A 24,607-nucleotide genomic window follows, 5' to 3' on the forward strand; every position below is an offset into this window, starting at 1 on the left:
TAACCTCGCGTCATTTTTGGACCGCCTCGCGAATGCCGGCTTGCGCATCGAGGCACCAGTGGCGCCGGGACTCGCACCGGCGCAACTCATCCTGGTTCAGGCCGAGGATTGGGGCCAGCTCGGCAAGGAGGCCAAGGTTTGGGCCTGGCGCTGGGTTGCTGGCTGGGGCGAGGACAGGGGCGAGACGATTCGCATCAACGCCTGTTTCGAGAACGCCGGCGCCTACCTGCTCGCACGGACGGAGGTACCCCGCGCTGCGCCCGTCCTGTCATCGCACGCGACCTCCCATCCCGGCGCCGACCGTCCCGAACGCCACATCCGCGACATGCTGGGCGTCGCTTTTCCCGACCACCCGGACGCGCGCCGCTGGACCCGCCATCAGGCGTGGCAGGATTTCGAGTTTCCGCTACGCCGGGATTTCCCTGTGGCCGGCCGACCGCCAGCGCAGACTCCGGCCGATCACCAGTACAACTTTCTGCTTGCCCAGGGCAGTGGCGTCTACGAAATACCGGTCGGGCCGGTACATGCAGGAATCATAGAGCCGGGGCACTTCCGTTTTCAGGCGGTGGGCGAGACCGTGCTCAAGCTCGAAGAACGCCTCGGCTACACGCACAAGGGCATCGAGAAGATCGCCGAGGGTCGCGATGCCGAGGGTCTGGCACGGCTCGCCGGGCGTGTCTCGGGCGACTCCACCGTTGCGCACACCTGGGCGGCGTGCATGGCGATGGAGAAGGCGGTCGGCCTCGATCTGCCGCCGCGCGCTCTCTGGCTGCGCGCCCTGATGTGCGAGCGCGAGCGCGTCGCCAATCATGTCGGCGACATCGGCGCGATGCTCAACGACATCGCCTTCGCCTTCGGTTTCTACCAGTTCGCACGGCTGCGCGAGGAATGGCAGCGTGTCTCGCGCGAGGCCTTCGGCCACCGCTTCATGATGGATTGCGTCGTCCCCGGCGGCGTGGCGACGGATCTGGAGCAGCGCTTCATCGCGACCATGCGCGATGAAGCCCGCACCCTGCGCAAACAGATCGGCAAGCTGATGGCCATCATCAACGATCTGCCCTCGGTGGCGGACCGGGTGCGCGGCGCCGGTGTGCTCAAGCCTGAATATGCGAAAGCGCTCGGCTGCGTCGGCTATGTCGGGCGCGCCTCGGGAATGGATTTCGATATTCGCCGCGATGCGCCCTACCCGCCCTACGATAGCCTGACAGTCAAGGTGCCGCTGCATCATTATGGCGACGTCAATGCGCGTGCGCGCGTGCGTCTTGAAGAAATTACCGCCTCCTTCGAATTGATCGAGGCATTGTTGGCCGGACTGCCTGCGGGGCCGATCCGCATCGACTGGAAACCTCCTGCGGCAGGCGCCGAAGGTCTCGCTCTGGTCGAAGGCTGGCGTGGAGAAATCCTGAGCTTCGTGCGTTTCGGCGCGGACGGCCGGGTTGCGCGCTTCTTCCCGCGTGATCCGTCGTGGACCACCTGGCCAGCGCTCGAACTGTTGATCCATGACAACATCGTCCCCGACTTCCCCGTCTGCAACAAGTCGGTGAACGGTTCCTATTCAGGGCACGACCTGTAACGCTCATGATCGCTGAAAACTACCCTCTGATGATGAAACACGCGAAAGGCAAATTAAAGACCCGCCCCTCCCATCCTCCCCTCGCGGGGAGGCTTCTAGTCAGCTCGCTTCGCTCGACTATCACCAGTCGCTCCGAAAGAGTAGTTTCACGTTAAGTCATGCTGCGCATTCTCGGAAAAATCCAGCGTCTGGGCATTGTCACCGAGCCGATTTCAAGGGTCGACGAACCCGCGCTGACCGAAATCGGCGAGCAACTGAAGGCAGGCATCGGCCAACTGTTCGGCGGCAGCCTTGCCATCCGCGAAGTGGATGCGGGTTCGTGCAACGGTTGCGAACTCGAAATCCACGCGCTCAACAATCCCCTTTACGGTATCGAGCGCTTTGGCGTGCATTTCGTCGCCAGCCCGCGCCACGCCGACATGCTGCTGGTCACCGGCCCCGTTTCGCGCCACATGGAGATGGCATTGCGCCGCACTTACGACGCCATGCCCGAACCGAGGCTCGTCATCGCGGTCGGCGAGTGCGGCGCCAACGGCGGCGAGTTCGGCACCAGCTACGCTTCGTGCGGCGCCGTAGCGAACGTGATCCCGGTCGATGCCGTCATCCGCGGCTGCCCGCCGCCGCCGCTCGCCCTGATGCGCGGCATCCTCGAAGCCATTGGCAAGCGTACTTCCGTCTCCTGAGTGTATGGCCCGACCCGGTAGTTCCAAGGCCATGGATCGCCGCACGCTTGGTCCTCCCGGAGCGCCGGCATAACAAAACGCCCTACTTGGCGGCAGTAACCGCCTGCAGAATGCCGCGCAGAATTTCGATAGGTTCCGGGGGGCAGCCGGCAACGGTGACGTCAACGGGTATGACATTGGCGACCCGGCCACAGGAAGCATAGTTTTCGCCGAATATCCCCTCGCCGCAGGCACAGTCGCCGATGGCGATCACCAGCTTAGGATCAGGCGTGGCGTCGTAAGTCAGCTTGAGCGCGGGTGCCATGTTGCGCGACACCGGCCCGGTGACCAGCAGCATGTCGGCGTGGCGCGGACTGGCCACGAATTTGATGCCCAGCCCCTCCAGGTTGTAATAGGGATTGCCGAGCGCATTGATTTCCAGTTCACAGCCGTTGCACGAACCCGCGTCGACTACGCGGATGGCGAGCGCCTGGCCAAGAATATCCAGAATCTCCCGTTGAATGCGCGACGCTTCCGCGTCTGGCGCATGGCCAACCATGGGGGCTGGTTCAGTCCGTATGCCGTTGCGGACGATTTGTTTCAGGATATTCCACATGTCAAGTTGCACCCATTAACGTGAAAAATAGCAGCAGCGGGGAACGTCGATCCTCGTACCGATCGAGCGCAGCGAGCTAATGAGTAGCTCCGCCGTGTGGCGGGGACGGGGGCGGGGGGTGTTCAATTTGCCTTTGCGTTTTTTCATCTTCAGTGGTGCAACAATCATTGCCTGGGCATTACCGGTCGTGCCCCGCATAACTGAGGTTGAAGGACTTGTTGATGAGCGGAAAGTCGGGAACGATGTTGCCAATCACGGCGTGTTCCAGCACCGGCCAGTTGTGCCAGGAAGGGTCATGACAGTGGCAACGCCGGATACGGCCACCGCCGATGTCGAGCGCGACCAGTATTTCGCCGCGCCAGCCCTCGATCCAGCCGGCGCCGAAGCCCGTCAGCGAATCGGTATCCGCATCGATCGCCACCGGGCCGTCCGGAAGGTGATCGATGAAAAATCGGATCAGACGCAGCGATTCCAGCGTTTCCTCAAAGCGCACCGTCACTCGTGCCGCGACATCGCCATTGCGATGCGTGGCCATGTTGAAGTCGGCCGCGGCGTAGGGAGCGAGCGGGAAATCGTTGCGCAGATCGCAGGCGATGCCGCTGGCGCGTCCGGCCAGGCCGCACAACCCAAGTTGGGCGGCGAGCTTCGGATCGACATGCCCTGCACCGATGAAACGATCCTGCAGTCCTGCGTGTTCATCGTAGATGCCGCGCAGAATGCGAACTTCATCCTCGACAGCAGCGCACTGGGCGCGGATGAGTTGTCCGGCCGCGGCCGTGAGATCGCCGGCAACGCCGCCCGGAACAATGCGATCCATCATGAAGCGATGTCCGAAGATCGTCTTGTTCAGGCGCAGCCAGTCTTCCTTGAGGCGCATGAACTGGGCGAGGCCGAAGGAAAATGCGGCGTCGTTGCCGAGCGCCCCGAGATCACCCAGATGATTGGCCACACGCTCCCGCTCCAGCATCAATGCGCGCAACCATTGGCCCCGCTCTGGCGCTTGCAGCTTCCATGCCGACTCCAGCGCCATGCAGTAGGCCCAGGCGTAAGCCACCGTGGAATCGCCCGAGACGCGACCCGCCAGGCGATGGCCTTGCAGCGGCGAGAAACTTTCGAAGCGCTGGTCGATACCCTTGTGTTTGTAACCCAGTCGCTGTTCCAGGCGCAGCACTTTCTCACCGACCACCGAAAAGCGGAAATGCCCCGGCTCGATGATGCCCGCATGGACAGGCCCGACGGCAATTTCGTGCACGCCCTCGCCTTCGACGTTGACAAATGGATAGTTGCCCGGCGCGCAATGCGAAAAGCCGGTGTTGCCGGCGGCGGCCTGCCTTAATGGAAAATAGTCCGCCGGCCAGGCGCCATGATTGAGCCACGGGCGTTGATCTTCCAGGCCGGCGGCAGCGATGCCGAGCAAATCCGCCATAGCCCTTTGCATCCGGTTTGCAGCGGGAAATATTTGCGACAAGTCCGGATAGGAAACCTCACCCGCCGGCAAGTGCAGGTCGAGCCAGGCCAGGCCGTCCTGTGTTGCGTAGGCGGCCGAAACGGCAAATCCGGATGCGCTGCTGTGCCGCTCCGTGCCCCACAACGACACCAGTCGGCCGCCGTTGTCAGCCACCGCCTGCGCCGCAGCCAGCCACGACCCGGCATCCAGTACGCCGAAACGGACCGGTGACGGCGTGAAGAGACTTTCCAGATTCAAACCGGGAATCGACATGGTTTCAACCGGTGATCATGCTGGCCGCCTGGCGATACCAGGTGTCCAGATAGGGGGGAATGTAGAGACCCAGCATCAGCCCCAGTCCGAGGTGGACAAAGACCGGCAGCAAGGCCGGAGAATGTGCAAGAGGGCGGGCCGTGGTATCGCCGAAGACCATGGGCTGGACACGTCCGAAAATGGAGGCGAAGGCGACGCCCAGTGCGAGCAGTAGAAATGGCGTTGCCCAGGGCAGTTCGCGCATGGCGGTGGTGAGAATCAGGAACTCGCTGGCAAAAACGCCGAACGGCGGCATGCCGAGGATGGCAAACGTTCCCAGCAGCAATCCCCATCCGACCGTGGGGCTGACTTTGATCAAGCCGCGGATCTCGTCCATGATCTGCGTTCCCGCCTTCTGCGTTGCATGGCCCACGGCGAAGAAGATGGCGGACTTGATCAGCGAGTGCACAGTCATGTGCAGCAACCCGGCAAAGTTGGCGACCGGTCCGCCGAGACCGAAAGCGAAAGTGATGATACCCATATGCTCAATGGATGAATAGCCGAACATGCGTTTCACGTCTTTCTGGCGCGAAAGGAGGAATGCTGCCACTACCACCGAGACGAGACCGAAGCCGATCATCAACTGGCCCGCGAGCGGTCGGTGCAAGGCCCCGTCGGCCAGCATCTTGCAGCGCAGGACGGCATACAGCGCCACGTTGAGCAGCAGGCCCGAGAGCACGGCCGAGACCGGCGTAGGTCCTTCGGCGTGTGCATCCGGCAACCAGTTGTGCATGGGGACCAGGCCCACCTTGGTGCCGTAGCCGATGAACAGAAAGGCGAAGGCGAGCGTGATGATGTTCGGATCCAGCTGTGTCTTGACCGTGTAGAGACTGGTCCACAGCAAAGCTCCGCCCCCTGTGGTAAGCACCTTTGCCGACGCCATGTAGAGCAGCACCGTCCCGAACAGCGCCAGGGCGATGCCGACGCCGCAGAGGATAAAGTACTTCCACGCCGCTTCGAGACTGGCGGCAGTCCTGTAGACGCTTACCAGCATCACGGTCGTGAGCGTCGCCGCCTCCATCGCCACCCACAGAATGCCCATGTTGTTGGTCATCAGTGCCACCAGCATCGTGAAACTGAATAACTGGTACATGCTGTGATAGAGGCGAAGACGGCGCGGTGTCATCCTGCCGTGGTCGCGCTCCACCCGCATATAAGGCCGCGAGAACAGTGAAGTCGTGAAGCCGACAAACGCGGTCAGCGTGACCAGGAATACATTCAGCGGGTCAATAAAGAATTGCCGGTCCCAGGCGAAGACGGGGCCATAGTTGATGACCTGGGTCGTCAGTGCGGCAGCGGCGAGCAGGGTGCCGAGACTGAAAATGACATTCAGTTCAGGCGCGTAATTGCGATGCCCGACCAGAGCCAGCACCAGAGCACCGAAGAGCGGGACACCAAACACGACGGGTATGACGATGGGTATCGTGTTCATCCCTCTAGTCTTCCTTCATCTTCTCGAGGTGGCGTATATCCAGACTGTCAAACTGCTCGCGGATCTGGAACATGAACACGCCGAGAATCAGGGCGCCCACCAGTACGTCCAGCGCGATACCCAGTTCGACGACCATCGGCATGCCGTAGGTGGCCGATGTGGCGGCGAAGAACAGGCCGTTTTCCATCGCCAGGAAACCGATGACTTGCGGCACCGCCTTGGATCGGGTGATCATCATCAGAAAAGAGAGCAGCACACAGGCCAGTGCGATCCCCAGCGTGCCGCGGGCGATAGAAGGTGACAACTGGGCGATGGGGGGTGCAATGGCGAAGGCGAAGATAACCATGAAAATGCCGATCAGCATCGTGGTCGGAATATTGATCAGCGTCTCCACATCCCACCTGACATTGAGCCGGTCAATCAGGCGATGCAGCAGGAAGGGAATCAGGAAAACCTTCAGCATCAGCGTCAGTGCCGCGGAGTAATAGAGGTGGTGCTGATGGGTGACATAGGCGACGACGGTCGTGGCGCCGACCACGGTCAGTCCTTGCAGCGTAAACAGGTGAATGAGACTGAGGATGCGCCGCTGCGAGAGCATGGCGAAGGCCAGGATCAGCATCGCTGAGGCGAACAGATTGATCAATTGTGCGATGAGCGTATTCATCGCTATGCGCCCAGCAGGACATGCACCAGCATCCCGATCACCGCCAGCATAAAGGCCGTGGCAAGGAATTCGGGGACGCGGAAGATACGCATCTTGGCGGAGAGAGTTTCGATCAGGGCCAGCAGGAAACCGCCGATGGCAAGTTTGAACACCAGTACCGGCAGCGCCAGCAAGAGTGCCAATGGCGCTTTTGCCTCGGCGATTCCCCAGGGGAAAAACAGGGCGAGGCCGATAGAGGAGTAGGCAAAAAGTTTGAGGCTCGCCGCCCACTCAAGCAGGGCCAGGTGCCGTCCCGAATATTCCAGAATCAGCGCCTCGTGGATCATGGTCAGTTCCAGATGCGTGGCCGGGTTATCCACCGGCACGCGGGCGTTCTCGGCGAACGAAACGAAGGTAAAGGCGAGGCCGGCAAAGGCCAGACTCGGGTAAATCGCGAATTCACGCCGGGCGATTGTTTCCACGATGTTGGGCAGCGCAGTGGATTGACTAATGAGCGAGGCGGAGAACAACACCATCAACAGCGCCGGCTCGGCCAGGAACCCGATCAGCATTTCGCGCCGGGCGCCGAGGCTGCCGAAAGCGGTGCCGATGTCCATCGCGGCCAGCGAAATAAAAACCCGCGCGACGGCAAACAGACCCACCAGGGCGATGGCATCGGCGGCGGGAGACAGCGGCAGATCGGTGGACAGCGTCGGAATGATGGCGCACGCCAGCGTCATGCAGCCGAACACTACATAAGGGGCACCGCGGAACAGCGGCGACGCGTTTTCCGCCACCACCGATTCCTTGTTGAATAATTTGTGCAGCAGTTGGTAAGGCCGCAACAGGCCAGGCCCCGATTTGTTCTGCAGCCAGGCCCGCCATTGATTGACCCAGCCGGTCAGCAGCGGTGCCAGGGACAGGGCCGCCAGGATCGCCAACAGTTGGGAGATCACTCCGGAAAGGTTCATCGCGTCACCACAAACAGCATGACCAGAAGGGTCAGGAAGCTGTAGAGCAGATAGACCGAAATCCGGCCCTGCTGCAGTCGCCCCACCTGGCGCTCCAGAAATTCGATGACGCGTGCGATGGGCACGTAGAGCCAGTACCAGAAGTGGTCTTCGACCACGACCTTGTAGCGCGGCGCCGTATCGAAAGGGGAGGGCAATTCCCGCTGCGTGCGAAAGAAGGGTTCGAATATCTGGCGGATGGGCTGCCCGAAACCTTCAGCGGTATCCTGCATGCGTGGCGTCTGCCGGGGATAGCCGCAACCCCAGGGTGCCGCACGCCGCAGCCGGCCATGGTAGAGCGCACGCAGCAGCATGAAGGCCAGCAGGCAACCGGCGATTATGCCGAGCAGGAAATACACCGGACCATAACTGGCCCGATCGATGCTGGTCGGCGCCAGCAGCAGCCATCCGTTGGCGCTGGCGGCGGTACCCAGCCCGGTGCCCACCAAAAGGTGCGTCACCGGGTCAATGAATTGGATCACGATGGTAGGCATCAGGCCCAGACCGATGCATCCCGCCGCCAGCCACAGCATCCCGAGCCGTTCCCACGATCCGGCGTCATGGGCGTTGTGAAGCTTTTCCTCGCGCGGCTGTCCGAGAAAGATGATGCCGAAGAATTTGACCATCGTATACCCGGCTAGCGCCGTCACCAGGACAATTCCTGCTGCTACCACGGGAATCAGCATATTCAGGAAGGGGTCCGGTAGTCCGGGCGTGAACAGGAAGCTTTGCAGCAGCAGCCATTCAGAAACAAAACCCGACAGCGGTGGCAGGCCGGAACTGGCAAATACGCCGATTAGGGTTAGCCATGCGACCCAGGGCATGAAGCGCATCAATCCGCCCAGATGCCCGAGATTGCGCTCCCCGGTGGCGTGCAATACCGATCCGGTGGCTACGAACAACAGGCTTTTGAAGAAGGCATGGGCCGCCACATGATACAAAGTGGCGGTCAGCGCCAGTGCCGACAATTGCTCCATGCCGTAGGCATTGAACAGAATGCCCAGCCCGATACCGACGAAAATCAGGCCGATGTTTTCGATGGATGAGTAGGCCAGCAGACGTTTCATATCGGTCTGCACCGCGGCGAACACTACGCCGAACAGGGCGGTGACGAGGCCCAATGCCAGCAGAACCACGCCCCACCACCAGATATGGACATGCATCAGATCGAATGTGACGCGCAGCACGCCATAGACGGCCGTCTTCAACATGACGCCGCTCATCAGGGCGGATACCGGGGAAGGCGCGGCCGGGTGGGCCTCGGGCAGCCATATATGCACCGGAAGAATTCCTGCTTTTGCGCCGAAGCCCAATATGGCCAGCAGAAACGCCACGGAAGCCAGGAAGGGCGACAGGTGCTGAAGCCGCATGTTGCCAAAGGTGTAATCGCCGGTATTGGCTTGCAAGACCCCGAAGCAGAGCAATATGGCGATGGCGCCGATGTGGGCAATCAGCAGATAAAGATAGCCCGCTTGCCGTATCTCAGGGACGCGGTGGTTGGAGGTGACGAGAAAGAAAGAGGACAAGGCCATCGTTTCCCAGCACACCATGAAGGCGTAGGCGTCATCAGCCAGGACCACGAGCGCCATGCTGGCCAGGAAGACGTGGTATTGCAGGCACAGCAGTCCGGGTGGAGTACCTTCACCTTTCCTGAAGTAGCCGGCGGCAAAGGCCGAAACACCGGCCGATGTGGCGCCGATGACGAACAGGAAGTAAGCGGCGAGGCCATCCAGTCGCAGGTGGAAAGGCAGACCGGGCAAGCCGATCGGCAGCACCGCGGTTTCAGCGCTACCCATCAAACCGGCAAGTGCCGCGCCGGCCAGGAGCAGACCGGCCGCACCGCCCAGCGGGAAAAGCCCCCAGGCGACCAGACGGAACCGCCGCAATGCCGGCAAACCGAGCAACCCTATGGCCAACCACAAGGCGACCGCAACCAATGCCCAATCGAGGGGCAATAGGCCAAGTGCGCTTTGGTTAATCACTTTCCCGGTGCTGCCGCGAGTTAATGTTGATGTTGCAACGTCATCATTGTATTGCTATTGTATAGCAATACAATATTAATTTTATTAACATACGCAGTACATGACAACCTAACTAGCCGGAAACTACTCGGAAACAGGACTTCTATGGAAAACAAGACGGCCCGCCTGACCATCCTGATTGATCCGCGCAAGAAAAAACTGTTTGAGGACATTTGCGCCGAACATGACATCACGCCTTCCCAAGTGGTGCGCAAGGCGATCAGTCAATACATTTTCGACAATGCGGGGAGCCGGCAATTGCCGACGTGGCTGAAAATGCCCAAGTAAATAAAAAGGCCCAAACAAAACGGGCAGCCCAAGCTGCCCGTTTTGGCGAAAAGAAAAAACCGTCACATTGCAGTGCTGAGCACACCCTTCATTTTTTGCAGCGCCTTGACTTCGATCTGGCGGATACGCTCGGCCGATACGCCGTATTCGTCGGCAAGTTCATGCAGGGTTGCAGCTTCCGCGCCATCCCCAGCCAGCCAGCGGCGCTGAATGATGACGCGGCTACGGTCGTCCAAAGTAGCCAACGCGTCTTGCAGCCCTTCATTGTGCAGATGCTCGATTTCCTTGCGTTCGATCTGCGCCGTCGGTTCGCTGCCGGCATCGGCGGCAAGATAGGCGACCGGGGCGAAGCTGTCATCATCGTCTTCGACAAGCGGATCGAGCGCAATATCGCCGCCTGAGAATCGGGTTTCCATCTCGACCACTTCCTCGGGCTTAACGCCGAGTTTGGCGGCCACTGAATTCACTTCGTCGACGCCGAGCGCGGCAAAGCCCTGCTTCATGCTGCGCAGATTGAAGAACAGCTTGCGCTGCGCCTTGGTGGTGGCGATCTTGACCAGGCGCCAGTTTTTCAGGATGTACTCGTGAATCTCGGCCTTGATCCAGTGGATCGCGAACGACACCAAGCGCACGCCCCGTTCCGGATCGTAGCGTTTGACGGCCTTCATCAGGCCGATGTTGCCTTCCTGAATCAGGTCGGCGTGGGGCAGGCCGTAACCGAGGTAACCGCGCGCCACCGCTATCACCAGCCGCAGGTGCGACAACACCAACTGACGCGCTGCATCAATATCCTCTTCGTCGCGAAACTTGCGCGCCAACCCCAACTCTTCTGCCGCGGACAACACAGGAATGCGATTCGCGGCCGAGATATAGGCGTTAATGCTCCCTGCACTCGAGGGCAGCGGGAAACCGGCTATTGTCAAAGCTTGGCTCATTGATCATTCCTCCTTCAGGCTGAATATTAGCACTCCCGACAAGAGAGTGCTAATAAGAGGGAAAGTTCCCGAATGGCCGGTTCTAAGCCATTAAAGTCAAAAAACCATTCGGGTCGGCTTAAAAGCGCCGCCAAGCACTTAGATGCTGTTTCAAGGAAAGTGAAGTTCCAAGCCAGCCGAGTCCGGCGGCAGCCGCAAGCAGGCAGGCGGTGACGCCCGTGTCGGGTAGGGCAAGCGCGATATCGAGGCCGTAAAGAACAGTCAAATCGGCCACGGGTGAACGCAGGGCCAGAATGGTGGCGACGACAATCAGCCACGCCACAACGCCACCCAGCATTCCCTGCAAGGTACCAAAATAGAAAAACGGACGACTGATGAAAGCGTCGGTTGCGCCCAATAATCGGCTCACCTCAATCTCATTGCGCAGTGTGAGCACCTGCAAACGTATGGTGTTGAAAGTGATTGCCATCAGGCCGATGCCGAGCAGCAGCGACAGGATGCCGAGACCAACCCGGGCCACGCGCAACATCGCATTCAGGCGCCGTACCCAGGCCGAGTCGATCTGTACATGCTCGATCTGCGGCAATTTGCGCAACTCTGTCGCCAGCCGTTCCATTTCACTTGCCTCGGTGTTTTTCGGAGTGATCACGAAAGCATCGGGAAAAGGGTTGCGTGGCAATGCCTCGATCACTTCGGCCAGTCCTTCCGACTTGCGCATTTGTTCCATCGTGGCTTCGCGGTCGAGAAAGCGGACTGAAGCGATTGCGGTGGTTTGTTTCAGTTTCGCAGCGGTTTCGTTCACCGCCGCGCGGTCGGCGTCAAGTTTCATGAATACCGAAATTTGCGGCAGCGAGCTGGTGCCTTTTACCAATTGTTGCGCATTGGCAAAAATCATCAGGCCACCTGCAGGCAGGGCCAGTGCCACGCCGATAGCCAGCAGTGACAACAGGGTATTCATTGGCGCCGCTGCCAGACGGCGCAGCGCCAGAAGCAGGGCGTCGCGGTGTTGGCGCAACCAGATAGTCATGCGGCCAGCCTCCCGTGGTCGAGCAGGATCCGTCTCGGCGCCAGATCGGCAAACAGACCGGCGTCGCAGGTGGCGACCAGCACACTGACCCCGACGCGATGGAATTCCATGAAAATGCGCGCGACATCAGCCGCGGTCTCAGAGTCCAGATGCGCGGTCGGTTCGTCGGCCAGCAGCAGCTTGGGGCGATTGACTACCGCGCGCGCAATTGCCAGTCGTTGCTGCTCGCCTCCCGACAGCGCGATCGGCATGGCTTTTTCACGCGCCAGGAGGCCGACCTTGTCGAGCGCGGCGCGCACGCGTTTTGCCGCTTCGCCGGGAGGGAAACCCGCAATCGACAGCGGCAGCATCACATTGCCGAAGACCGAGCGGTCGAACAGCAGTTTCTGATCCTGGAAGATGAGGCCGAGATTGCGGCGCATAAAGGGCAGCGCCCGGCGCTTCAAGGCGCCGACATTCTGGCCATTCACCAGCACGCTGCCCGTAGTAGGTCGCTCGATGGCGGCGATGAGTTTCAGCAGGGTGCTTTTCCCCGCACCGGAATGTCCGCCGAGCACCACCAGTTCGCCATCGCCCACCTCAAAACTGACATCGCTCAGCGCATCGATGCCGGGAGGATAACGCTTGAAGACACGATCAAACTGGATCATGGCTCCAGCAGCGCTTCGACAAATTCCTCTGCCGAGAACGGGCGCAAGTCGTCAATGCCCTCGCCGACGCCGATGAAGCGCACCGGCTTCGGGCATTGCCGGGCGATTGCGGCGAGCACGCCGCCCTTGGCGCTGCCGTCGAGTTTGGTGACGGCAAGGCCGCTGACGCCGATGGCCTTGTCGAAGGCTTTTACCTGCTGGATGGCGTTCTGGCCGATATTGGCATCGAGCACCAGCAGTACTTCGTGCGGTGCGCCGGGATCGGTCTTCTGGATCACGCGCTTTACCTTGGCGATCTCTTCCATCAGGTGCAACTGTGTCGGCAAGCGTCCGGCGGTATCGGCGAGTACGACATCGATGCCGCGCGCTTTCGCGGCGTGGATGGCATCGAAGATCACCGCCGCGGAATCGCCCGATTCCTGTGCGATGACCGTGACGTCGTTGCGCTCGCCCCAGGCCTTCAATTGCTCGCGCGCCGCGGCGCGAAAGGTATCGCCGGCGGCCAGCAATACGCTCAGGCCCTGGCCTTGAAAGTGTTTGGCGAGCTTGCCGATGGAAGTGGTCTTGCCCGCGCCATTGACGCCCGCGATCATCATGATGAAGGGTTTGCCGCGACCCGCATCGAGCGGCTCTTCAAGCGGTGCCAGCAATTGCAGCAGCAATGTGGCCAGCGCGGCACGCAATTGATCGCTTGTCTCCAGCTTGTCGCGCTTGACCGCAAGCTTCAACTGCTCCAGCAGCCACGCCGTGGCGTCGATGCCGCAGTCGGCCATCAGCAGCGTGGATTCGAGCTCTTCCAGCAGTTCCGCATCGATCTTGCGCCGCGAGAACAGGCTGCCGATCTGTCCGCGCGTCTTCGCCAGTCCGGCCTTGAGCCGTTCCGCCCAGGAAAGCTGTGCGGGAGGTGCGTTGGAGGCTTCTTTGGGTTTTTTGAAACCAAACATGATCCGAAGAATCGTAGGCGGAGGGACACGCTATCATGCGCGCTCATTTGCAGTCATCCGCATTCTAACAAAGCGATTTTTCGATCCTATGAAAAACCCAAGATTTGCAAAAATGGCGGCATTGATGCTACTCGGCGCAATGTTCGCGGCAGGCGCCGTTCACGCCAATCCCTTCGAGACTACCCTGCCCAACGGCTTCCATGTCATTGTCAAGGAAGACCACCGCGCGCCGACGGCAGTGCAGATAGTCTGGTATCGCGCCGGCAGCATCGACGAGAAGGATGGCAGTTCCGGCCTCGCCCACGCCCTTGAACATTTGATGTTCAAGGGCACGAAGAAAGTGAAGCCCGGCGAATTCTCGAAGCTGGTCGCCGCCGCGGGCGGGCGCGACAACGCCTTCACCAGCCGCGACTACACCGCTTATTTCGAGCAGGTACCGGCACGGGCGCTGCCCGAGATGATGATGCTCGAAGCCGACCGCATGGCGAACCTGCAAATACCGCAGAAGGAATACGATCCTGAAATCAAGGTGGTGATGGAAGAGCGGCGCTTGCGCACGGAGGACGATCCCACCTCACTGGTGCACGAAGCCCTGAACTCGATGGCCTTCCAGGCCCATCCCTATCGCCGTCCGGTGATCGGCTGGATGGATGACCTTGAACACATGAATCGTGCCGACGCCGAGCAGTGGTACAAGACCTGGTATGCGCCCAACAACGCGCTGCTGGTGATCGCAGGCGATGTCAGCCACGAAGCAGTATTTCATCTTGCCGCCAAATACTACGGTAGCATAAAGCCGCATGCGCTGCCGGAGCGCAAGCCGCAGAACGAGCCGGAGCAGAAGGGCAAGCGCTGCGTCGTGGTCAAGGCGCCGGCCAGGCTGCCCTATGTCGCGCTGGCGTGGAAAGTGCCCAAGCTCAAGGATGTCGACAAGGACCGCGAGCCTTATGCCCTTCAGGTACTTGCGGCGGTGCTCGATGGCAATGAGGCCTCGCGCCTGGCCAAAAACCTGGTGCGGGGACAGAAGATCGCCCAATCGGCGGGTGCAGGCTACGACAGCACCGTACGCGGCGAGACGCTGTTCGTGCTCGACGGCCAGCCGGCGGAAGGCCATACTGTCGCCGAACTGGAAGCCGCCTTGCGCGGCGAGATCAAGCGCATCCAGGACGAGGGGGTTTCCGCCGAGGAACTCGCCCGCATCAAGACCCAGACCATCGCCAGCCAGGTTTTCAAACGCGACTCGGTGATGGGTCAGGCCATGGAAATCGGCATGCTTGAAGCGATCGGCATGGACTGGCGCGACATCGACAAGATGCAGGACAAGGTGCGCAGCGTCACTGCCGACGAAGTGCAGGTCGTGGCGAAAAAATATTTCGGCGATGACACGCTGACGGTGGCGACGCTCGATCCGCAACCCATAGCCGAAAATGCGGCGCCCAAGAAGCCCGTCATCCATCATCACTGAGCCGAGGCCGCAATGAAAAAAATCGTATTCATGGTGCTGGCTCTGGCCGCCGCTTTGACCACTGCGACCGCACAGGCCGGCGTCAAGATCGCGCATTGGGTTGCGCCTTCCGGCGCGAATGTCTATTTCGTCGAGACCCACGACCTGCCCATGCTCGACGTGCAGATCGACTTCCCCGCTGGTTCGGCCTTCGATCCGTCCGGCAAGGCTGGGACCGCCTCGCTCGCGCAAGGCATGCTCGATAGCGGCGCCGGCGATCTCGATGAAGAGCGGCTCGCCGAACGCATTGCCGATCTCGGCGCGCAGCTGGCGGGCAGCGTCGACAATGACCGCGCCGGATTGTCGATGCGGATGTTGAGCTCAAGGCAGGAACGCGATTCCGCGCTGGCGTTGTTGCAAACCATACTCGTGAAACCTGCTTATCCGGAAGCCGCCTTGACGCGCGAAAAGGCGCGCAGCATCGCTGCCTTGCAGGAAGCAGAAACGCGGCCCGACGCGATTACCGCGAAGCGCTTCGCGGCGGCGATCTACCCGAATCACCCTTATGGTGTTTCGCCTGAAGTGAGCTCCATTGCCGCAATCACGCGCGACGATCTGCTCGCCTTTCATCGCACCCATTACGTCGCCACCCGTGCCGTCGTGTCGATCATCGGCGACGTAACGCGCGGCGAGGCCGAGGCAATTGCCCTGCGCCTGACGGAAGCCTTGCCGGCCACTTCGCCGTCACTCGATCTGCCTCCGGTCACGCTGCCTAAAGCCGAAACCATTCGCATCGCCCATCCGGCGGCGCAAAGCCACATCGCCATCGGCATGCCCGGCATCCGCCGCGGCGACCCGGATTATTTTGCCCTGCTGGTCGGCAACTACACGCTCGGCGGCGGCGGCTTCGTGTCGCGGCTGATGAACGAAGTGCGTGAAAAACACGGTTATGCCTACGACGTCCACTCTTATTTCATGCTGCGCAAACTCGAAGGCCCATTCCAGATTGGCCTGCAAACCAAACGCGAACAGGCGGCGGAAGCATTGAAGGTCGCCAACGACACGCTCAACGGTTTCCTCAAGAGCGGGCCGACAGCGGCCGAACTCAAGGCTGCCAAGCAGAATCTCGTCGACGGATTGGCCCTGCGTCTTGACAGCAATGCCAAACTGCTCGGCTACCTGTCGCTGATCGGCTTCTACGGTTTGCCGCTGGATTATCTCGACACCTTTGCCGCCAAGGTGAACGCGGTGACGGCGGAACAGGTCAAGGCCGCCTTTACGCGACATGTGAAGCCGGAAAATCTTGTCACCGTGATCGTCGCGGGCGACTGAATCAGGCCGCGGTCATGAGCCGAATCCGCGTCACTGGCGGCGAATGGCGCAGCCGCATGATCCAGGTGATCGATGGGTCGGGCTTGCGGCCGACGCCGGATCGCGTGCGCGAAACCCTGTTCAACTGGCTCGGGCAGGATTTGCGCGGGCTGCGCTGCCTCGATCTTTTTGCCGGCAGCGGCATTCTCGGCTTCGAGGCGGCATCGCGCGGCGCGGCGCATGTGACATTGGTGGAAAAAGAGCGCCGTGCGTTTTTGCAACTGCAACGCAACGCCGCCATGTTCGATGATCCCCGTCTGCAACCGATTCGCGCCGATGCATTAGAATTCGCCGCCCCGGGCAATGCGGGATACGATCTGATTTTCCTCGACCCGCCCTATCGCCACGGCTGGCTGGAAAAAGTGGAACCGCTGCTGTCGCGGCTGGCAAAACCTGGGGCGCGGTTATACGTCGAGGCAGAGCATTCACTTGAGCATCTTGGCGATTGGTGTACAGTGAAGCAGGGAACGGCAGGGCAGGTTTTCTTTCATCTTCTGGAGCACGTGTGAGTTCAAAAACCATAGCGGTTTATCCCGGCACTTTCGACCCGCTCACCCGCGGGCATGAGGATCTGGTGCGCCGCGCCGCCAAGCTGTTCGACCGAGTGGTGATTGCGATCGCCGCGAGCGAGCGCAAGAATCCCATGTTTACGCTTGAAGAGCGGCTGACAATGGCGCGCGAAGTGCTCGCCGCGTATCCCAATGTGGAAGTAATGGGCTTTAACACCCTGTTGATCGATTTTGTGCACGGTCTCGGCGCCAACATCGTGCTGCGCGGCCTGCGTGCGGTATCCGATTTCGAATACGAATTCCAGATGGCGGGCATGAACCGCAAGTTGCATCCCGATATCGAGACCGTATTCATGACCCCGGCCGAGCAGTACACTTATATATCGGCAACCATGGTGCGCGAGATCGCCAGCTTCGGCGGCGATGTTTCGGCCTTTGTTAATCCGCCAGTACTGGTTAAACTGGCGGCCAAGATCAAGTAACGACCTGAAAGGAACTACAGCAATGTCTTTAATGATTACTGACGACTGCATCAACTGCGACGCCTGCGTGTCTGAATGCCCCAACAAGGCGATTTCTCAGGGCGACAGCATCTATGTCATCGACCCCAACAAATGCACGGAATGCGTCGGCCATTTCGATACGCCGCAATGCCGCGAGGTATGCCCGGTGGATTGCATTCCCAACGATCCGAATAATGTCGAGAGCAAGGACCAGTTGATGCAGAAGTATCAGAAGCTTACTGGGAAATAAAGCTTCCGTTATTCCGTAGTCATCCCACGGGGATTCCTTCGGTCATTCCCGCGCAGGCGGGAATCCAGCGTCTTCCATGTAGCCGTTCGCCCTGAGCCTGTCGAAGGGGAACGGCATTCCTGCTTGACTTGAGATTGCCGGGACACGTCCCGGCAGGCGAAGGCTGCGTCTCCGCCCATGGGCACAGAATGAGCACTCTCTCTTATCCTCCCTCGCCTGGCGAGGGAGGCAATTAGTCTGCCTCGCTGAGAAAGGTTCACCGGGCCGGCGTCGCAAACTCGTCTTCGGCTTCGGACAGCGACGGCGGACTTCTCCCGGCGAACCTTCCTCACTCGGCGGCGCAGAAGGGACATATCCGTGCAATCGCGATGCCCATGCCGTAATAGTACGTTTGTGGAATTAAATTCGAACGCGGTCCCTTTAATTTTTAATTGCTTACTTTGGTGACGAAGGACCCCCATATAGTCCGAACGGACTATATATATCCGTATGGTGTTTCTTCGCACTTTGAATTTTCCAAGGGCATGCTGTCATTACGGCGGCAAATATCACCGCCATGCCACGCGATAACAATGTCCGGCAAACTGATCGACTTATCCGACAATTCACTAACTAGTGTAGGGGGTTCCATGAAATCCATCCTAGATCGCTCATTCCATTACACGTCCAGCGCAAAAACTGACATAAAGAAAACTTTCGCAAGAATTCGCCGCATTGAGCGCGAAAAGCAAGCTGCCCAAGCCAAGGCGGATGCGGGGATCATTAGCAATGTGCAATCGATCAGCCAGAACAAGAAAATAACACTCATCTCAAAATAGCTATTTTAGGGATGTCGGAGCAAGTATATTCAATACCGGTTGTTTCACCGTGACTGCCGAAATGTCGACAGTCGCCAACAATATCCCCACTGAAGAAACGCTTCTACATCCGTGTTTGCGAAATAATCCGGGGCAGGCAACGATTGTTTTTAGCGTTTCCCGCCCAGACTTTGCGACGCTAGACGCCGAGTGCCCATGCCAGATATTTGCTGGCTTGGCGCAGGACGGCGGCGGAGTTTTTCCCGAGCTTTGTTGCAAGATGGCACAAGGATTAGCCTCAAATGGCTTTCCTAGTGCCTGTAATAGCTGCCGCTGGCACTTCGGACAATAAAAGGTCGCCCGCTGCCGGAGTGACACTGGGAGTGTTCTGAGCCGCTCAGTACCGATCACCTCGCCGTTGCTGGTGCCGTAAAGCGCGCCCACGATCTTGATCTTGCCGGCGCTTGCGGGGTTGGGGCTCGGGCTTGACGGGGCTGCCATAGTCGTCGGCGAGGGCAGCGGTTGGCATGTACGACCCGCATTGCGCCGCCAGTCATCCATCAATACATACTCAAACATGCTGATTCCGTGCACCAGCGATTACATTGGGATTTCGCCGTTCGAGGAGAATTGCCATGGTTCGTGAGCTATACAATCCAGCCGCCTTGCATCCGGCACCGGGATTCAGTCATATTGCCGTGGCACGCGGCGATCGCCTGGTCTTCCTGGCCGGCCAAGTGGCGCTCGATCCGCAGTTCGGCTTGGTCGGGGGTAATGATCTTTATGCGCAGACCGTCGCCGCCATGAACAACGTTAAGATTGCGATGGATGCGGCGGGCGTCGGTTGGGACGACATCGTCCGCCGCACGATTTACACCCTCCAGCCGACTGCCTACGAAACCATCGCCCGCGCGATCGACACCGTAACCGGCGGCGGCGCCAATCCGCCGCAGACCATCCTGGGCGTCACCGGCCTGGCGGTGACAGGGTTGCTGATCGAGATCGAGTGCACGGCAGTCGTGGCCGAAGAGGCATGATGCGGGCCGTACGTATGCACCAGCACGGCGGCCCGGACGTCCTGCGCGTCGAGGAAGTTGCCGAGCCGACACCGGGGCCAGGCGACATCCTCGTGCGCATGCGCGCGACGACGGTCAATCATCGCGATGTCTGGATTCGCAAAGGGCACCCCCATCCGGCCTATCGCGTCGAGTTGCCGGCGATCCTCGGCATCGACATCTCCGGTGAAATTGTCGGAATGGGCGGCGCGGTTGAAGGATTCGCCATCGGCGAGCGCGTCACCGCCAATCCGTATATTCCGTGCGGCCGCTGCCGCTACTGCGTGCGCGGCCGGCCCCAGTACTGCCCGCACTTTACGGTCTTCAATGGTGCCTATGCCGAGCTGGTGGCGATTCCTGCCATACAGGCGGTGAAGCTTTCGCCGCTGGTTTCCGACGTTGATGCCGCCTGCTTCCCGAACACCTACATCACGGCCTGGCAAATGCTGATGGGCAAGGCGCGGCTCATGGCGGACGATGTCGTGTTCGTCTGGGCCGGCACCAGCGGCCTCGGCAGCGCGGCGATCGAGATCGCGCATCTCGCCGGCGCCACGGTGATCGCCAGCGCGGGCAGCGCGAGCAAGCTCGATGTGCTGCGTCGCCTCGGTCCCGACCTCATGCTCGATCACAGCTGCCCCGACCTTGTCGAGCGCGTGCTTGAGTTCACGGGCGGAGAGGGGGCGACGGTCGTCTTCGAGCACATCGGCCAGGCGACATGGGAGCGCAGTTTGGCGCTGGCCGCGCCTGGCGCCCGCATCGTCAGCGCCGGCGCCACCAGTGGCGACGATGCGCGCATGAACATCACCCAGATGTTCGTGAAGCAGGTGCAGATATTGGGCTCCCGGCTCGGAACGATGGAAGACGCTTTCGCCGCCGGCAAGCAGTTGAATGCCGGACGCTTCAAGCCCCTCGTCGGCGCGACGATTCCGTTCGAGGAGTTGGCCGAGGCACATCGCCTGATGGAGGCAGGGGAGGTCATTGGCAAGGTGGTCGTCACGGCGGGTTGATTCTGTCATAGCGGTCTGGTGCCATGAAGAAAACTCTGCTCATCAATGCCATTGGGGTCAGAGACATTTAACCTTCTAAGCGCAGTTTTAAAAATTACCGCTGGCATTTGGGGCAGTAAAACGTCGCCCGCTGTCCCTGCCGGAGTGACTTGATCGTCGTGCCACAAACGCGGCACGCTTCGCCTTCGCGACCATAGACAAACGCTTCGAGCTGGAAGTAACCCGAGCCACCGTCGGAGTGAGCGAAGTCGCGCAGGCTGCTGCCCCCCGCCCTGATTGCCTGATTCAGCGTTTCCCTGATTGCGGGCACGAGGCGCTCGATGCGTCGCCAGGAGATTTTGCCGGCGGCGCGGCGCGGGTCGATGCCGGCGCGGAACAGGCTTTCCGAGGCGTAGATGTTGCCGATGCCGACGATGCGGTGGCTGTCCATCAGCGTGACCTTGATCGCGGCCTTGAGCCCGCGCGTCTGCTGAAACAACCATTGTGGCGTGAAGCCATCGTCGAGCGGCTCGATGCCCAATGGCGCGATGAGCGGATGCTGCGCCGGGTCGCCCTCGATCCAGAGCAGGGCGCCGAAGCGGCGCGGATCGCGCAGGCGCAGGATCTTGTTGCCTGTTTTGTTGCTAAACGCGATGTCGACATGATCGTGCTTTTGCGGTGCGCAGGATTTGTCGACCAGGCGCAGGCTGCCCGACATGCCGAGATGCAGCAGCAGCACGCCGGTATCAAACTGAAACAACAAATACTTTCCACGGCGACGGATTTCGCGCAACACTTCATCCTGCAATTTTTTGTTCAACTGGCGCGGTAACGGATAACGCAACGACTCCGTGCGAAAGGTCACCGCACTGGCTTTCGCGCCCGCCAGATCCGGCAGCAGGCCGCGGCGCGTGACTTCAACCTCGGGTAGTTCGGGCATTCTGGCGTCGGGGCATGAATGAAACTGCTAACATCCATCCATTCTAATTGGCCTTTGCACCGATGAAGTTAAAGCGTCTGCTCCTCGCCGCGTTGATTGCGCCGTTACCCATGCTGGCGCTGGCCGTACCGCCTGTGTTGACGCCGGTTGCAATTCCGGAAGCGGCGCCGGTACAAGCGCTGACGCCGCAGATTCTGTACCAAGTCCTGCTCGCGGAAATCGCCATCGGGCGCGGCCAGTTGCCGGTTGCCGCTGCCGTTTATGCCGATCTGGCCAGAAGCACACGCGATCCGCGCATCGCGCGCCGCGCCTCCGAAGTCGCCTACTTCGCCCGTCAGCCGCAGCTTTCGCTCGATGCCGCGCGCATATGGTCGGAGACCGATCCGGACTCGGTTCAGGCCCGGCAGGCCTATTGGACTTTGCTTGGCAATATGGGCCGGCTCGATCAACTGGCCGATGCCTTGTCGCGTGCTGTGGCCGCCGAGACGGGCAGGCGCGGCGAAGCGCTGATGGAGGTGGGCCGCCAGCTTGCGCGCCTGACGGACAAAAAAATGGCAGTGCGCATCGCAGACCGGCTAACGGCGCCTTACCTTGTCCTGCCCGAGGCGCATTTCGTGCGTGCCCAGATCGCCTATGGCGCCGAAGACAAAGTCCGCGCCAGCAATGAACTTGATCAGGCCCTGGCGTTGAAGCCGGACTGGGAACCGGCAGCGATATTGAGGGCACAATTATTTGCCACGAATCTGGAGGCATCGATCGATTCGCTGGCGGCCTTCGTCGGGAAATATCCCAAGGCGCGCGATGCACGGCTGGCCTATGCCCGTGCCTTGATCGAGGGCAAGCGTTACGACGCGGCGCGTGCCGAGTTCGCCGTGCTGCTGCAGGAGGAACCCGACCGTCCCGATCTGCTCTATTCGATGGGATTGCTTTCCCTGCAATTGGGCGAGGTGGACAAAGCCGAGAGCACCCTGAAGTCGCTGCTCGACAAGGATTTTTCCGAGATGGACAGCGTGCATTACTATCTCGGGCAGATTGCCGATGAGTCCGATCGGGTGCAGGAGGCGATCGGGCATTACGATGCCATTACCCCGGGCAGTCAGCACCACATCCAGGGTCAGGTTCGCGCCGCAGTGCTACTGGCGCGAGCGGGCCAGTTGCAACAGGCCATTGACCGCCTGCATGCGGCACAGGCCGCGGCCCCGACGGAACGCATCAATCTGCTGGTGATAGAGGCACAGTTCCTCGCCGACAGCGGACATCCTGCCGATGCCTACCAGTTGCTGGCGGATGCCCTGCAGAAGAGTCCCGATGACACTGTCCTGTTGTATGAATCCGCGCTGCTGGCGGAGCGGCTGGACAAAATGGATGTGCTGGAGCGCAATCTGCGCAAGCTGATCAAGCTCAAACCCGATAACGCCCATGCCTACAACGCGCTGGGTTATTCGCTGGCCGATCGCAACCAGCGTCTCGACGAAGCGAGCGCATTGATCGACAAGGCGCTCGCCATGGCGCCCGAGGATCCCGCAATTCTCGACAGCAAGGGCTGGCTCAATTACCGGCGCGGCGATCTGCCGGCGGCAGCCGCGATGTTGCAAAAGGCGCTGGTGCTTCATCCTGACCCGGAAATCTCGGCGCATCTGGGTGAAGTGCTGTGGCAAATGGGCCGCCAGGGCGAGGCCAATAAAATCTGGGACGCTGCGCTCGGGATTGCGCCCGATAACGAAGTGCTGAATAGAACCATCAAGCGCTTCCGTCATTGAGCGTGAAGTTTCTCCTCCCCTTGCTTGTCATGCTGCTTGCGGCTTGTGCCCAGCAACCGCGCCTGGAATCGCCGTTGCGCCCGGCGCGCGCGACAATCGTCAGCTATACGCTGGAAGGCCGGATATCGGTAAAACGCGGCGCTACCGCGCGACAGGCCGCACTGGTCTGGCAGCACAATGCCGAACGGGATGAGATTGAATTGAGCGGGCCGCTGGGTCAGAAAGCCGCCCGCCTGTCGCGTGATGCCGGCGGTGCCCGCCTCGAAACGGCGTCGCGCGAAACGGTTGTAGCGAACGACTGGAGTAGTCTCGCCGAGCGAGTGCTGGGCGTTGCCTTGCCGCTCGACAATCTGGCACATTGGGTAACGGCCACAACAATAGAGGCAGAACGAGACACACAGCGTGACCCTGTCGGCCGCCCCCTGCGCGTCTGGGATAGCGGCTGGCAGATCAACTACCTAACCTATGAATCGGCAGCGCCGGACGCGTTGCCGACATTGATTGAGTTGCACCGTGACGATATCGATGTGCGGCTGAAGATCGACACATGGCAGCTCGACTGAATTGGGACAGCGACTGGCCGGCACCGGCCAAAATCAATCTGTTCCTGCATGTTATCGGCCGCCGTGCCGATGGTTATCACTTGCTGCAAACGGTATTCCGTTTTCTCGATGTGGGCGACCACTTGCGTTTTGCGCCGCGCGACGACGGGGTAATCGCACAGAACTCGCCGTTGCCGGGGGTCGCCCCCGAGCAGGACCTGACCGTGCGCGCCGCACGCGCCCTGCAGGCAGCGAGCGGGGTTCGACAAGGTGTGTCGATTACCCTTGCCAAGCATCTGCCGCTCGGTGGCGGACTCGGTGGTGGCAGTTCGGATGCCGCGACGACCCTGCTGGCGCTGAATCATTTGTGGCAGTGCGGACTCTCGCGTACCGATCTGAGCGTGATCGGTCTCAGGCTCGGCGCCGATGTACCGGTCTTCATTCACGGCCACAGCGCGTTTGGCGAAGGCGTCGGCGAGCGACTGACTGATGTCAGTCCGCCGCCCGCCTGGTATCTGCTGCTTGCGCCGCCCGTAGCAGTCAGTACGGCAGAGATTTTCAATGCCGCCGATCTCAGGCGCGATACCTCCGCCATAGTGCCCGGCGCCTGGCAGTCCGATTTCGGCGTTAACGACCTCGAAGCCGTGACCTGCCGGCGTTATCCGGAAGTTGCGCGCCATCTGGCCTGGCTGCGCACACTTGATGGCGCCAGCCGCGTTGCCATGAGCGGCTCCGGCGCCTGCTGTTTCGCCGAGTTTGGTACCGAATCCGCTGCCCGCACGGCCCTGGCGCGATTGCCTTATGACATGCGGGGCTTTGTCGCGCGCGGCGTCGATGTACATCCGCTCGCGCAGATGTGAGCGAGACGCCCGCCAAGCGCTTTCGCATTG

General features: G+C 60.7%; 25 protein-coding genes. 14 read left to right on the forward strand and 11 right to left on the reverse strand.

Annotation, left to right across the window (positions count from 1 at the left end; genetic code table 11):
* Positions 1–16: 16 nt before the first annotated feature.
* Both K5E80_RS11905 and K5E80_RS11910 read left to right on the forward strand, forming a co-directional pair.
* Positions 17–1,573, forward strand: coding sequence for a hydrogenase large subunit (locus tag K5E80_RS11905; protein ID WP_220636356.1), 1,557 nt, complete (start codon positions 17–19; stop codon positions 1,571–1,573).
* A gap of 158 nt (positions 1,574–1,731) precedes the next feature.
* Positions 1,732–2,256, forward strand: coding sequence for an NADH-quinone oxidoreductase subunit B family protein (locus K5E80_RS11910; protein WP_220636357.1), 525 nt, complete (start codon positions 1,732–1,734; stop codon positions 2,254–2,256).
* An 82-nt stretch (positions 2,257–2,338) separates the two neighbouring features.
* Here K5E80_RS11910 and K5E80_RS11915 read toward each other — a convergent pair whose 3' ends face one another.
* The 6 genes from K5E80_RS11915 to hyfB form a co-directional block, all read right to left on the reverse strand.
* Positions 2,339–2,851 (reverse strand): NADH-quinone oxidoreductase subunit B family protein, encoded by a 513-nt coding sequence (locus K5E80_RS11915; RefSeq protein ID WP_220636358.1) that lies wholly within the window; start codon positions 2,849–2,851, stop codon positions 2,339–2,341.
* A 178-nt stretch (positions 2,852–3,029) separates the two neighbouring features.
* Complete coding sequence (locus K5E80_RS11920) at positions 3,030–4,571, reverse strand: hydrogenase large subunit (RefSeq protein WP_220636359.1); 1,542 nt, start codon at positions 4,569–4,571, stop codon at positions 3,030–3,032.
* A gap of 4 nt (positions 4,572–4,575) precedes the next feature.
* Positions 4,576–6,042, reverse strand: coding sequence for a hydrogenase 4 subunit F (locus K5E80_RS11925; RefSeq protein WP_220636360.1), 1,467 nt, complete (start codon positions 6,040–6,042; stop codon positions 4,576–4,578).
* Between the two features lie 4 nt (positions 6,043–6,046).
* Positions 6,047–6,706, reverse strand: a complete 660-nt coding sequence (locus K5E80_RS11930; RefSeq protein ID WP_220636361.1) for a formate hydrogenlyase — start codon at positions 6,704–6,706, stop codon at positions 6,047–6,049.
* A gap of 2 nt (positions 6,707–6,708) precedes the next feature.
* On the reverse strand, positions 6,709–7,656 hold the full coding sequence (locus K5E80_RS11935) for a respiratory chain complex I subunit 1 family protein (protein WP_220636362.1): 948 nt from the start codon (positions 7,654–7,656) through the stop codon (positions 6,709–6,711).
* Positions 7,653–9,677, reverse strand: coding sequence for a hydrogenase 4 subunit B (gene hyfB / locus K5E80_RS11940; RefSeq protein WP_246590966.1), 2,025 nt, complete (start codon positions 9,675–9,677; stop codon positions 7,653–7,655). Before hyfB ends, K5E80_RS11935 begins: the two co-directional genes overlap by 4 nt.
* Positions 9,678–9,821: 144 nt before the next feature.
* Here hyfB and K5E80_RS11945 point away from each other — a divergent pair, with 144 nt between their 5' ends.
* Positions 9,822–10,004 carry a CopG family transcriptional regulator gene (locus tag K5E80_RS11945; protein ID WP_220636363.1) on the forward strand — a complete coding sequence of 61 codons (183 nt, stop codon included), beginning with the start codon at positions 9,822–9,824 and terminating at the stop codon, positions 10,002–10,004.
* Between the two features lie 62 nt (positions 10,005–10,066).
* On the opposite strand, the gene rpoH is transcribed toward K5E80_RS11945, so the two are convergent.
* The 4 genes from rpoH to ftsY all read right to left on the reverse strand — a co-directional run bounded on the left by rpoH (position 10,067) and on the right by ftsY (position 13,560).
* The gene (gene rpoH / locus K5E80_RS11950; protein WP_220636364.1) at positions 10,067–10,939 is read right to left on the reverse strand and encodes an RNA polymerase sigma factor RpoH; all 873 of its coding nucleotides are present in this window, start codon (positions 10,937–10,939) and stop codon (positions 10,067–10,069) included.
* A gap of 118 nt (positions 10,940–11,057) precedes the next feature.
* Positions 11,058–11,966 (reverse strand): permease-like cell division protein FtsX, encoded by a 909-nt coding sequence (gene ftsX, locus K5E80_RS11955; protein ID WP_220636365.1) that lies wholly within the window; start codon positions 11,964–11,966, stop codon positions 11,058–11,060.
* The gene (locus tag K5E80_RS11960) at positions 11,963–12,616 is read right to left on the reverse strand and encodes a cell division ATP-binding protein FtsE (protein WP_220636366.1); all 654 of its coding nucleotides are present in this window, start codon (positions 12,614–12,616) and stop codon (positions 11,963–11,965) included. Before K5E80_RS11960 ends, ftsX begins: the two co-directional genes overlap by 4 nt.
* Positions 12,613–13,560, reverse strand: a complete 948-nt coding sequence (ftsY, locus tag K5E80_RS11965) for a signal recognition particle-docking protein FtsY (RefSeq protein WP_220636367.1) — start codon at positions 13,558–13,560, stop codon at positions 12,613–12,615. Before ftsY ends, K5E80_RS11960 begins: the two co-directional genes overlap by 4 nt.
* A 124-nt stretch (positions 13,561–13,684) precedes the next feature.
* On the opposite strand from ftsY, the gene K5E80_RS11970 reads away from it, so the two are divergent.
* The 8 genes from K5E80_RS11970 to K5E80_RS12005 all read left to right on the forward strand — a co-directional run bounded on the left by K5E80_RS11970 (position 13,685) and on the right by K5E80_RS12005 (position 20,496).
* Positions 13,685–15,025 carry a M16 family metallopeptidase gene (locus tag K5E80_RS11970; protein WP_246590967.1) on the forward strand — a complete coding sequence of 447 codons (1,341 nt, stop codon included), beginning with the start codon at positions 13,685–13,687 and terminating at the stop codon, positions 15,023–15,025.
* A gap of 12 nt (positions 15,026–15,037) precedes the next feature.
* Positions 15,038–16,336 carry a M16 family metallopeptidase gene (locus tag K5E80_RS11975; protein WP_220636369.1) on the forward strand — a complete coding sequence of 433 codons (1,299 nt, stop codon included), beginning with the start codon at positions 15,038–15,040 and terminating at the stop codon, positions 16,334–16,336.
* 14 nt (positions 16,337–16,350) lie between these two features.
* Positions 16,351–16,884: a 16S rRNA (guanine(966)-N(2))-methyltransferase RsmD gene (rsmD, locus tag K5E80_RS11980; RefSeq protein WP_220636370.1), complete on the forward strand. Its 534-nt coding sequence runs from the start codon at positions 16,351–16,353 to the stop codon at positions 16,882–16,884.
* Positions 16,881–17,366, forward strand: coding sequence for a pantetheine-phosphate adenylyltransferase (gene coaD / locus K5E80_RS11985; RefSeq protein WP_220636371.1), 486 nt, complete (start codon positions 16,881–16,883; stop codon positions 17,364–17,366). Before rsmD ends, coaD begins: the two co-directional genes overlap by 4 nt.
* A 22-nt stretch (positions 17,367–17,388) precedes the next feature.
* Positions 17,389–17,637 (forward strand): YfhL family 4Fe-4S dicluster ferredoxin, encoded by a 249-nt coding sequence (locus K5E80_RS11990; RefSeq protein ID WP_220636372.1) that lies wholly within the window; start codon positions 17,389–17,391, stop codon positions 17,635–17,637.
* Positions 17,638–18,266: 629 nt separating this feature from the next.
* The gene (locus K5E80_RS11995; RefSeq protein ID WP_220636373.1) at positions 18,267–18,455 is read left to right on the forward strand and encodes a hypothetical protein; all 189 of its coding nucleotides are present in this window, start codon (positions 18,267–18,269) and stop codon (positions 18,453–18,455) included.
* 614 nt (positions 18,456–19,069) lie between these two features.
* The gene (locus tag K5E80_RS12000; RefSeq protein WP_220636374.1) at positions 19,070–19,471 is read left to right on the forward strand and encodes a RidA family protein; all 402 of its coding nucleotides are present in this window, start codon (positions 19,070–19,072) and stop codon (positions 19,469–19,471) included.
* Complete coding sequence (locus K5E80_RS12005) at positions 19,468–20,496, forward strand: zinc-binding dehydrogenase (RefSeq protein WP_220636375.1); 1,029 nt, start codon at positions 19,468–19,470, stop codon at positions 20,494–20,496. The genes K5E80_RS12000 and K5E80_RS12005 overlap by 4 nt, the downstream gene beginning before the upstream one ends.
* Before the next feature lie 94 nt (positions 20,497–20,590).
* On the opposite strand, the gene mutM is transcribed toward K5E80_RS12005, so the two are convergent.
* Complete coding sequence (gene mutM / locus K5E80_RS12010) at positions 20,591–21,415, reverse strand: bifunctional DNA-formamidopyrimidine glycosylase/DNA-(apurinic or apyrimidinic site) lyase (RefSeq protein WP_220636376.1); 825 nt, start codon at positions 21,413–21,415, stop codon at positions 20,591–20,593.
* 62 nt (positions 21,416–21,477) lie between these two features.
* Between mutM and K5E80_RS12015 the strand changes: the two genes are divergently transcribed.
* The 3 genes from K5E80_RS12015 to ispE are packed head-to-tail and all read left to right on the forward strand — an operon-like array spanning position 21,478 to position 24,577.
* Positions 21,478–23,175, forward strand: coding sequence for a tetratricopeptide repeat protein (locus K5E80_RS12015; protein WP_220636377.1), 1,698 nt, complete (start codon positions 21,478–21,480; stop codon positions 23,173–23,175).
* 2 nt (positions 23,176–23,177) lie between these two features.
* Positions 23,178–23,738 (forward strand): lipoprotein insertase outer membrane protein LolB, encoded by a 561-nt coding sequence (gene lolB, locus K5E80_RS12020; RefSeq protein WP_220636378.1) that lies wholly within the window; start codon positions 23,178–23,180, stop codon positions 23,736–23,738.
* A complete protein-coding gene (gene ispE, locus K5E80_RS12025) occupies positions 23,723–24,577 on the forward strand; it encodes a 4-(cytidine 5'-diphospho)-2-C-methyl-D-erythritol kinase (RefSeq protein WP_220636379.1) in 855 nt (284 codons plus the stop codon). The genes lolB and ispE overlap by 16 nt, the downstream gene beginning before the upstream one ends.
* Positions 24,578–24,607: the final 30 nt, after the last annotated feature.

Origin of the sequence: Georgfuchsia toluolica (assembly GCF_907163265.1) — a bacterium.
GTDB lineage: Bacteria > Pseudomonadota > Gammaproteobacteria > Burkholderiales > Rhodocyclaceae > Georgfuchsia > Georgfuchsia toluolica.

Bases quoted from the DNA above. Each gene is read 5' to 3' on its own strand.
- K5E80_RS11915 (WP_220636358.1), bottom strand. From the start codon at position 2,851: ATGTGGAATATCCTGAAACAAATCGTCCGCAACGGCATACGGACTGAA.
- K5E80_RS11995 (WP_220636373.1), top strand. From the start codon at position 18,267: ATGAAATCCATCCTAGATCGCTCATTCCATTACACGTCCAGCGCAAAA.
- ftsY (WP_220636367.1), bottom strand. From the start codon at position 13,560: ATGTTTGGTTTCAAAAAACCCAAAGAAGCCTCCAACGCACCTCCCGCA.
- K5E80_RS12000 (WP_220636374.1), top strand. From the start codon at position 19,070: ATGGTTCGTGAGCTATACAATCCAGCCGCCTTGCATCCGGCACCGGGA.
- K5E80_RS11990 (WP_220636372.1), top strand. From the start codon at position 17,389: ATGTCTTTAATGATTACTGACGACTGCATCAACTGCGACGCCTGCGTG.
- K5E80_RS11970 (WP_246590967.1), top strand. From the start codon at position 13,685: ATGCTACTCGGCGCAATGTTCGCGGCAGGCGCCGTTCACGCCAATCCC.
- ispE (WP_220636379.1), top strand. From the start codon at position 23,723: ATGGCAGCTCGACTGAATTGGGACAGCGACTGGCCGGCACCGGCCAAA.
- K5E80_RS11935 (WP_220636362.1), bottom strand. From the start codon at position 7,656: ATGAACCTTTCCGGAGTGATCTCCCAACTGTTGGCGATCCTGGCGGCC.
- rpoH (WP_220636364.1), bottom strand. From the start codon at position 10,939: ATGAGCCAAGCTTTGACAATAGCCGGTTTCCCGCTGCCCTCGAGTGCA.
- K5E80_RS11975 (WP_220636369.1), top strand. From the start codon at position 15,038: ATGAAAAAAATCGTATTCATGGTGCTGGCTCTGGCCGCCGCTTTGACC.
- ftsX (WP_220636365.1), bottom strand. From the start codon at position 11,966: ATGACTATCTGGTTGCGCCAACACCGCGACGCCCTGCTTCTGGCGCTG.
- K5E80_RS12005 (WP_220636375.1), top strand. From the start codon at position 19,468: ATGATGCGGGCCGTACGTATGCACCAGCACGGCGGCCCGGACGTCCTG.
- K5E80_RS11920 (WP_220636359.1), bottom strand. From the start codon at position 4,571: ATGTCGATTCCCGGTTTGAATCTGGAAAGTCTCTTCACGCCGTCACCG.
- K5E80_RS12015 (WP_220636377.1), top strand. From the start codon at position 21,478: ATGAAGTTAAAGCGTCTGCTCCTCGCCGCGTTGATTGCGCCGTTACCC.
- K5E80_RS11945 (WP_220636363.1), top strand. From the start codon at position 9,822: ATGGAAAACAAGACGGCCCGCCTGACCATCCTGATTGATCCGCGCAAG.
- mutM (WP_220636376.1), bottom strand. From the start codon at position 21,415: ATGCCCGAACTACCCGAGGTTGAAGTCACGCGCCGCGGCCTGCTGCCG.
- K5E80_RS11930 (WP_220636361.1), bottom strand. From the start codon at position 6,706: ATGAATACGCTCATCGCACAATTGATCAATCTGTTCGCCTCAGCGATG.
- rsmD (WP_220636370.1), top strand. From the start codon at position 16,351: ATGAGCCGAATCCGCGTCACTGGCGGCGAATGGCGCAGCCGCATGATC.
- K5E80_RS11925 (WP_220636360.1), bottom strand. From the start codon at position 6,042: ATGAACACGATACCCATCGTCATACCCGTCGTGTTTGGTGTCCCGCTC.
- K5E80_RS11960 (WP_220636366.1), bottom strand. From the start codon at position 12,616: ATGATCCAGTTTGATCGTGTCTTCAAGCGTTATCCTCCCGGCATCGAT.
- K5E80_RS11910 (WP_220636357.1), top strand. From the start codon at position 1,732: ATGCTGCGCATTCTCGGAAAAATCCAGCGTCTGGGCATTGTCACCGAG.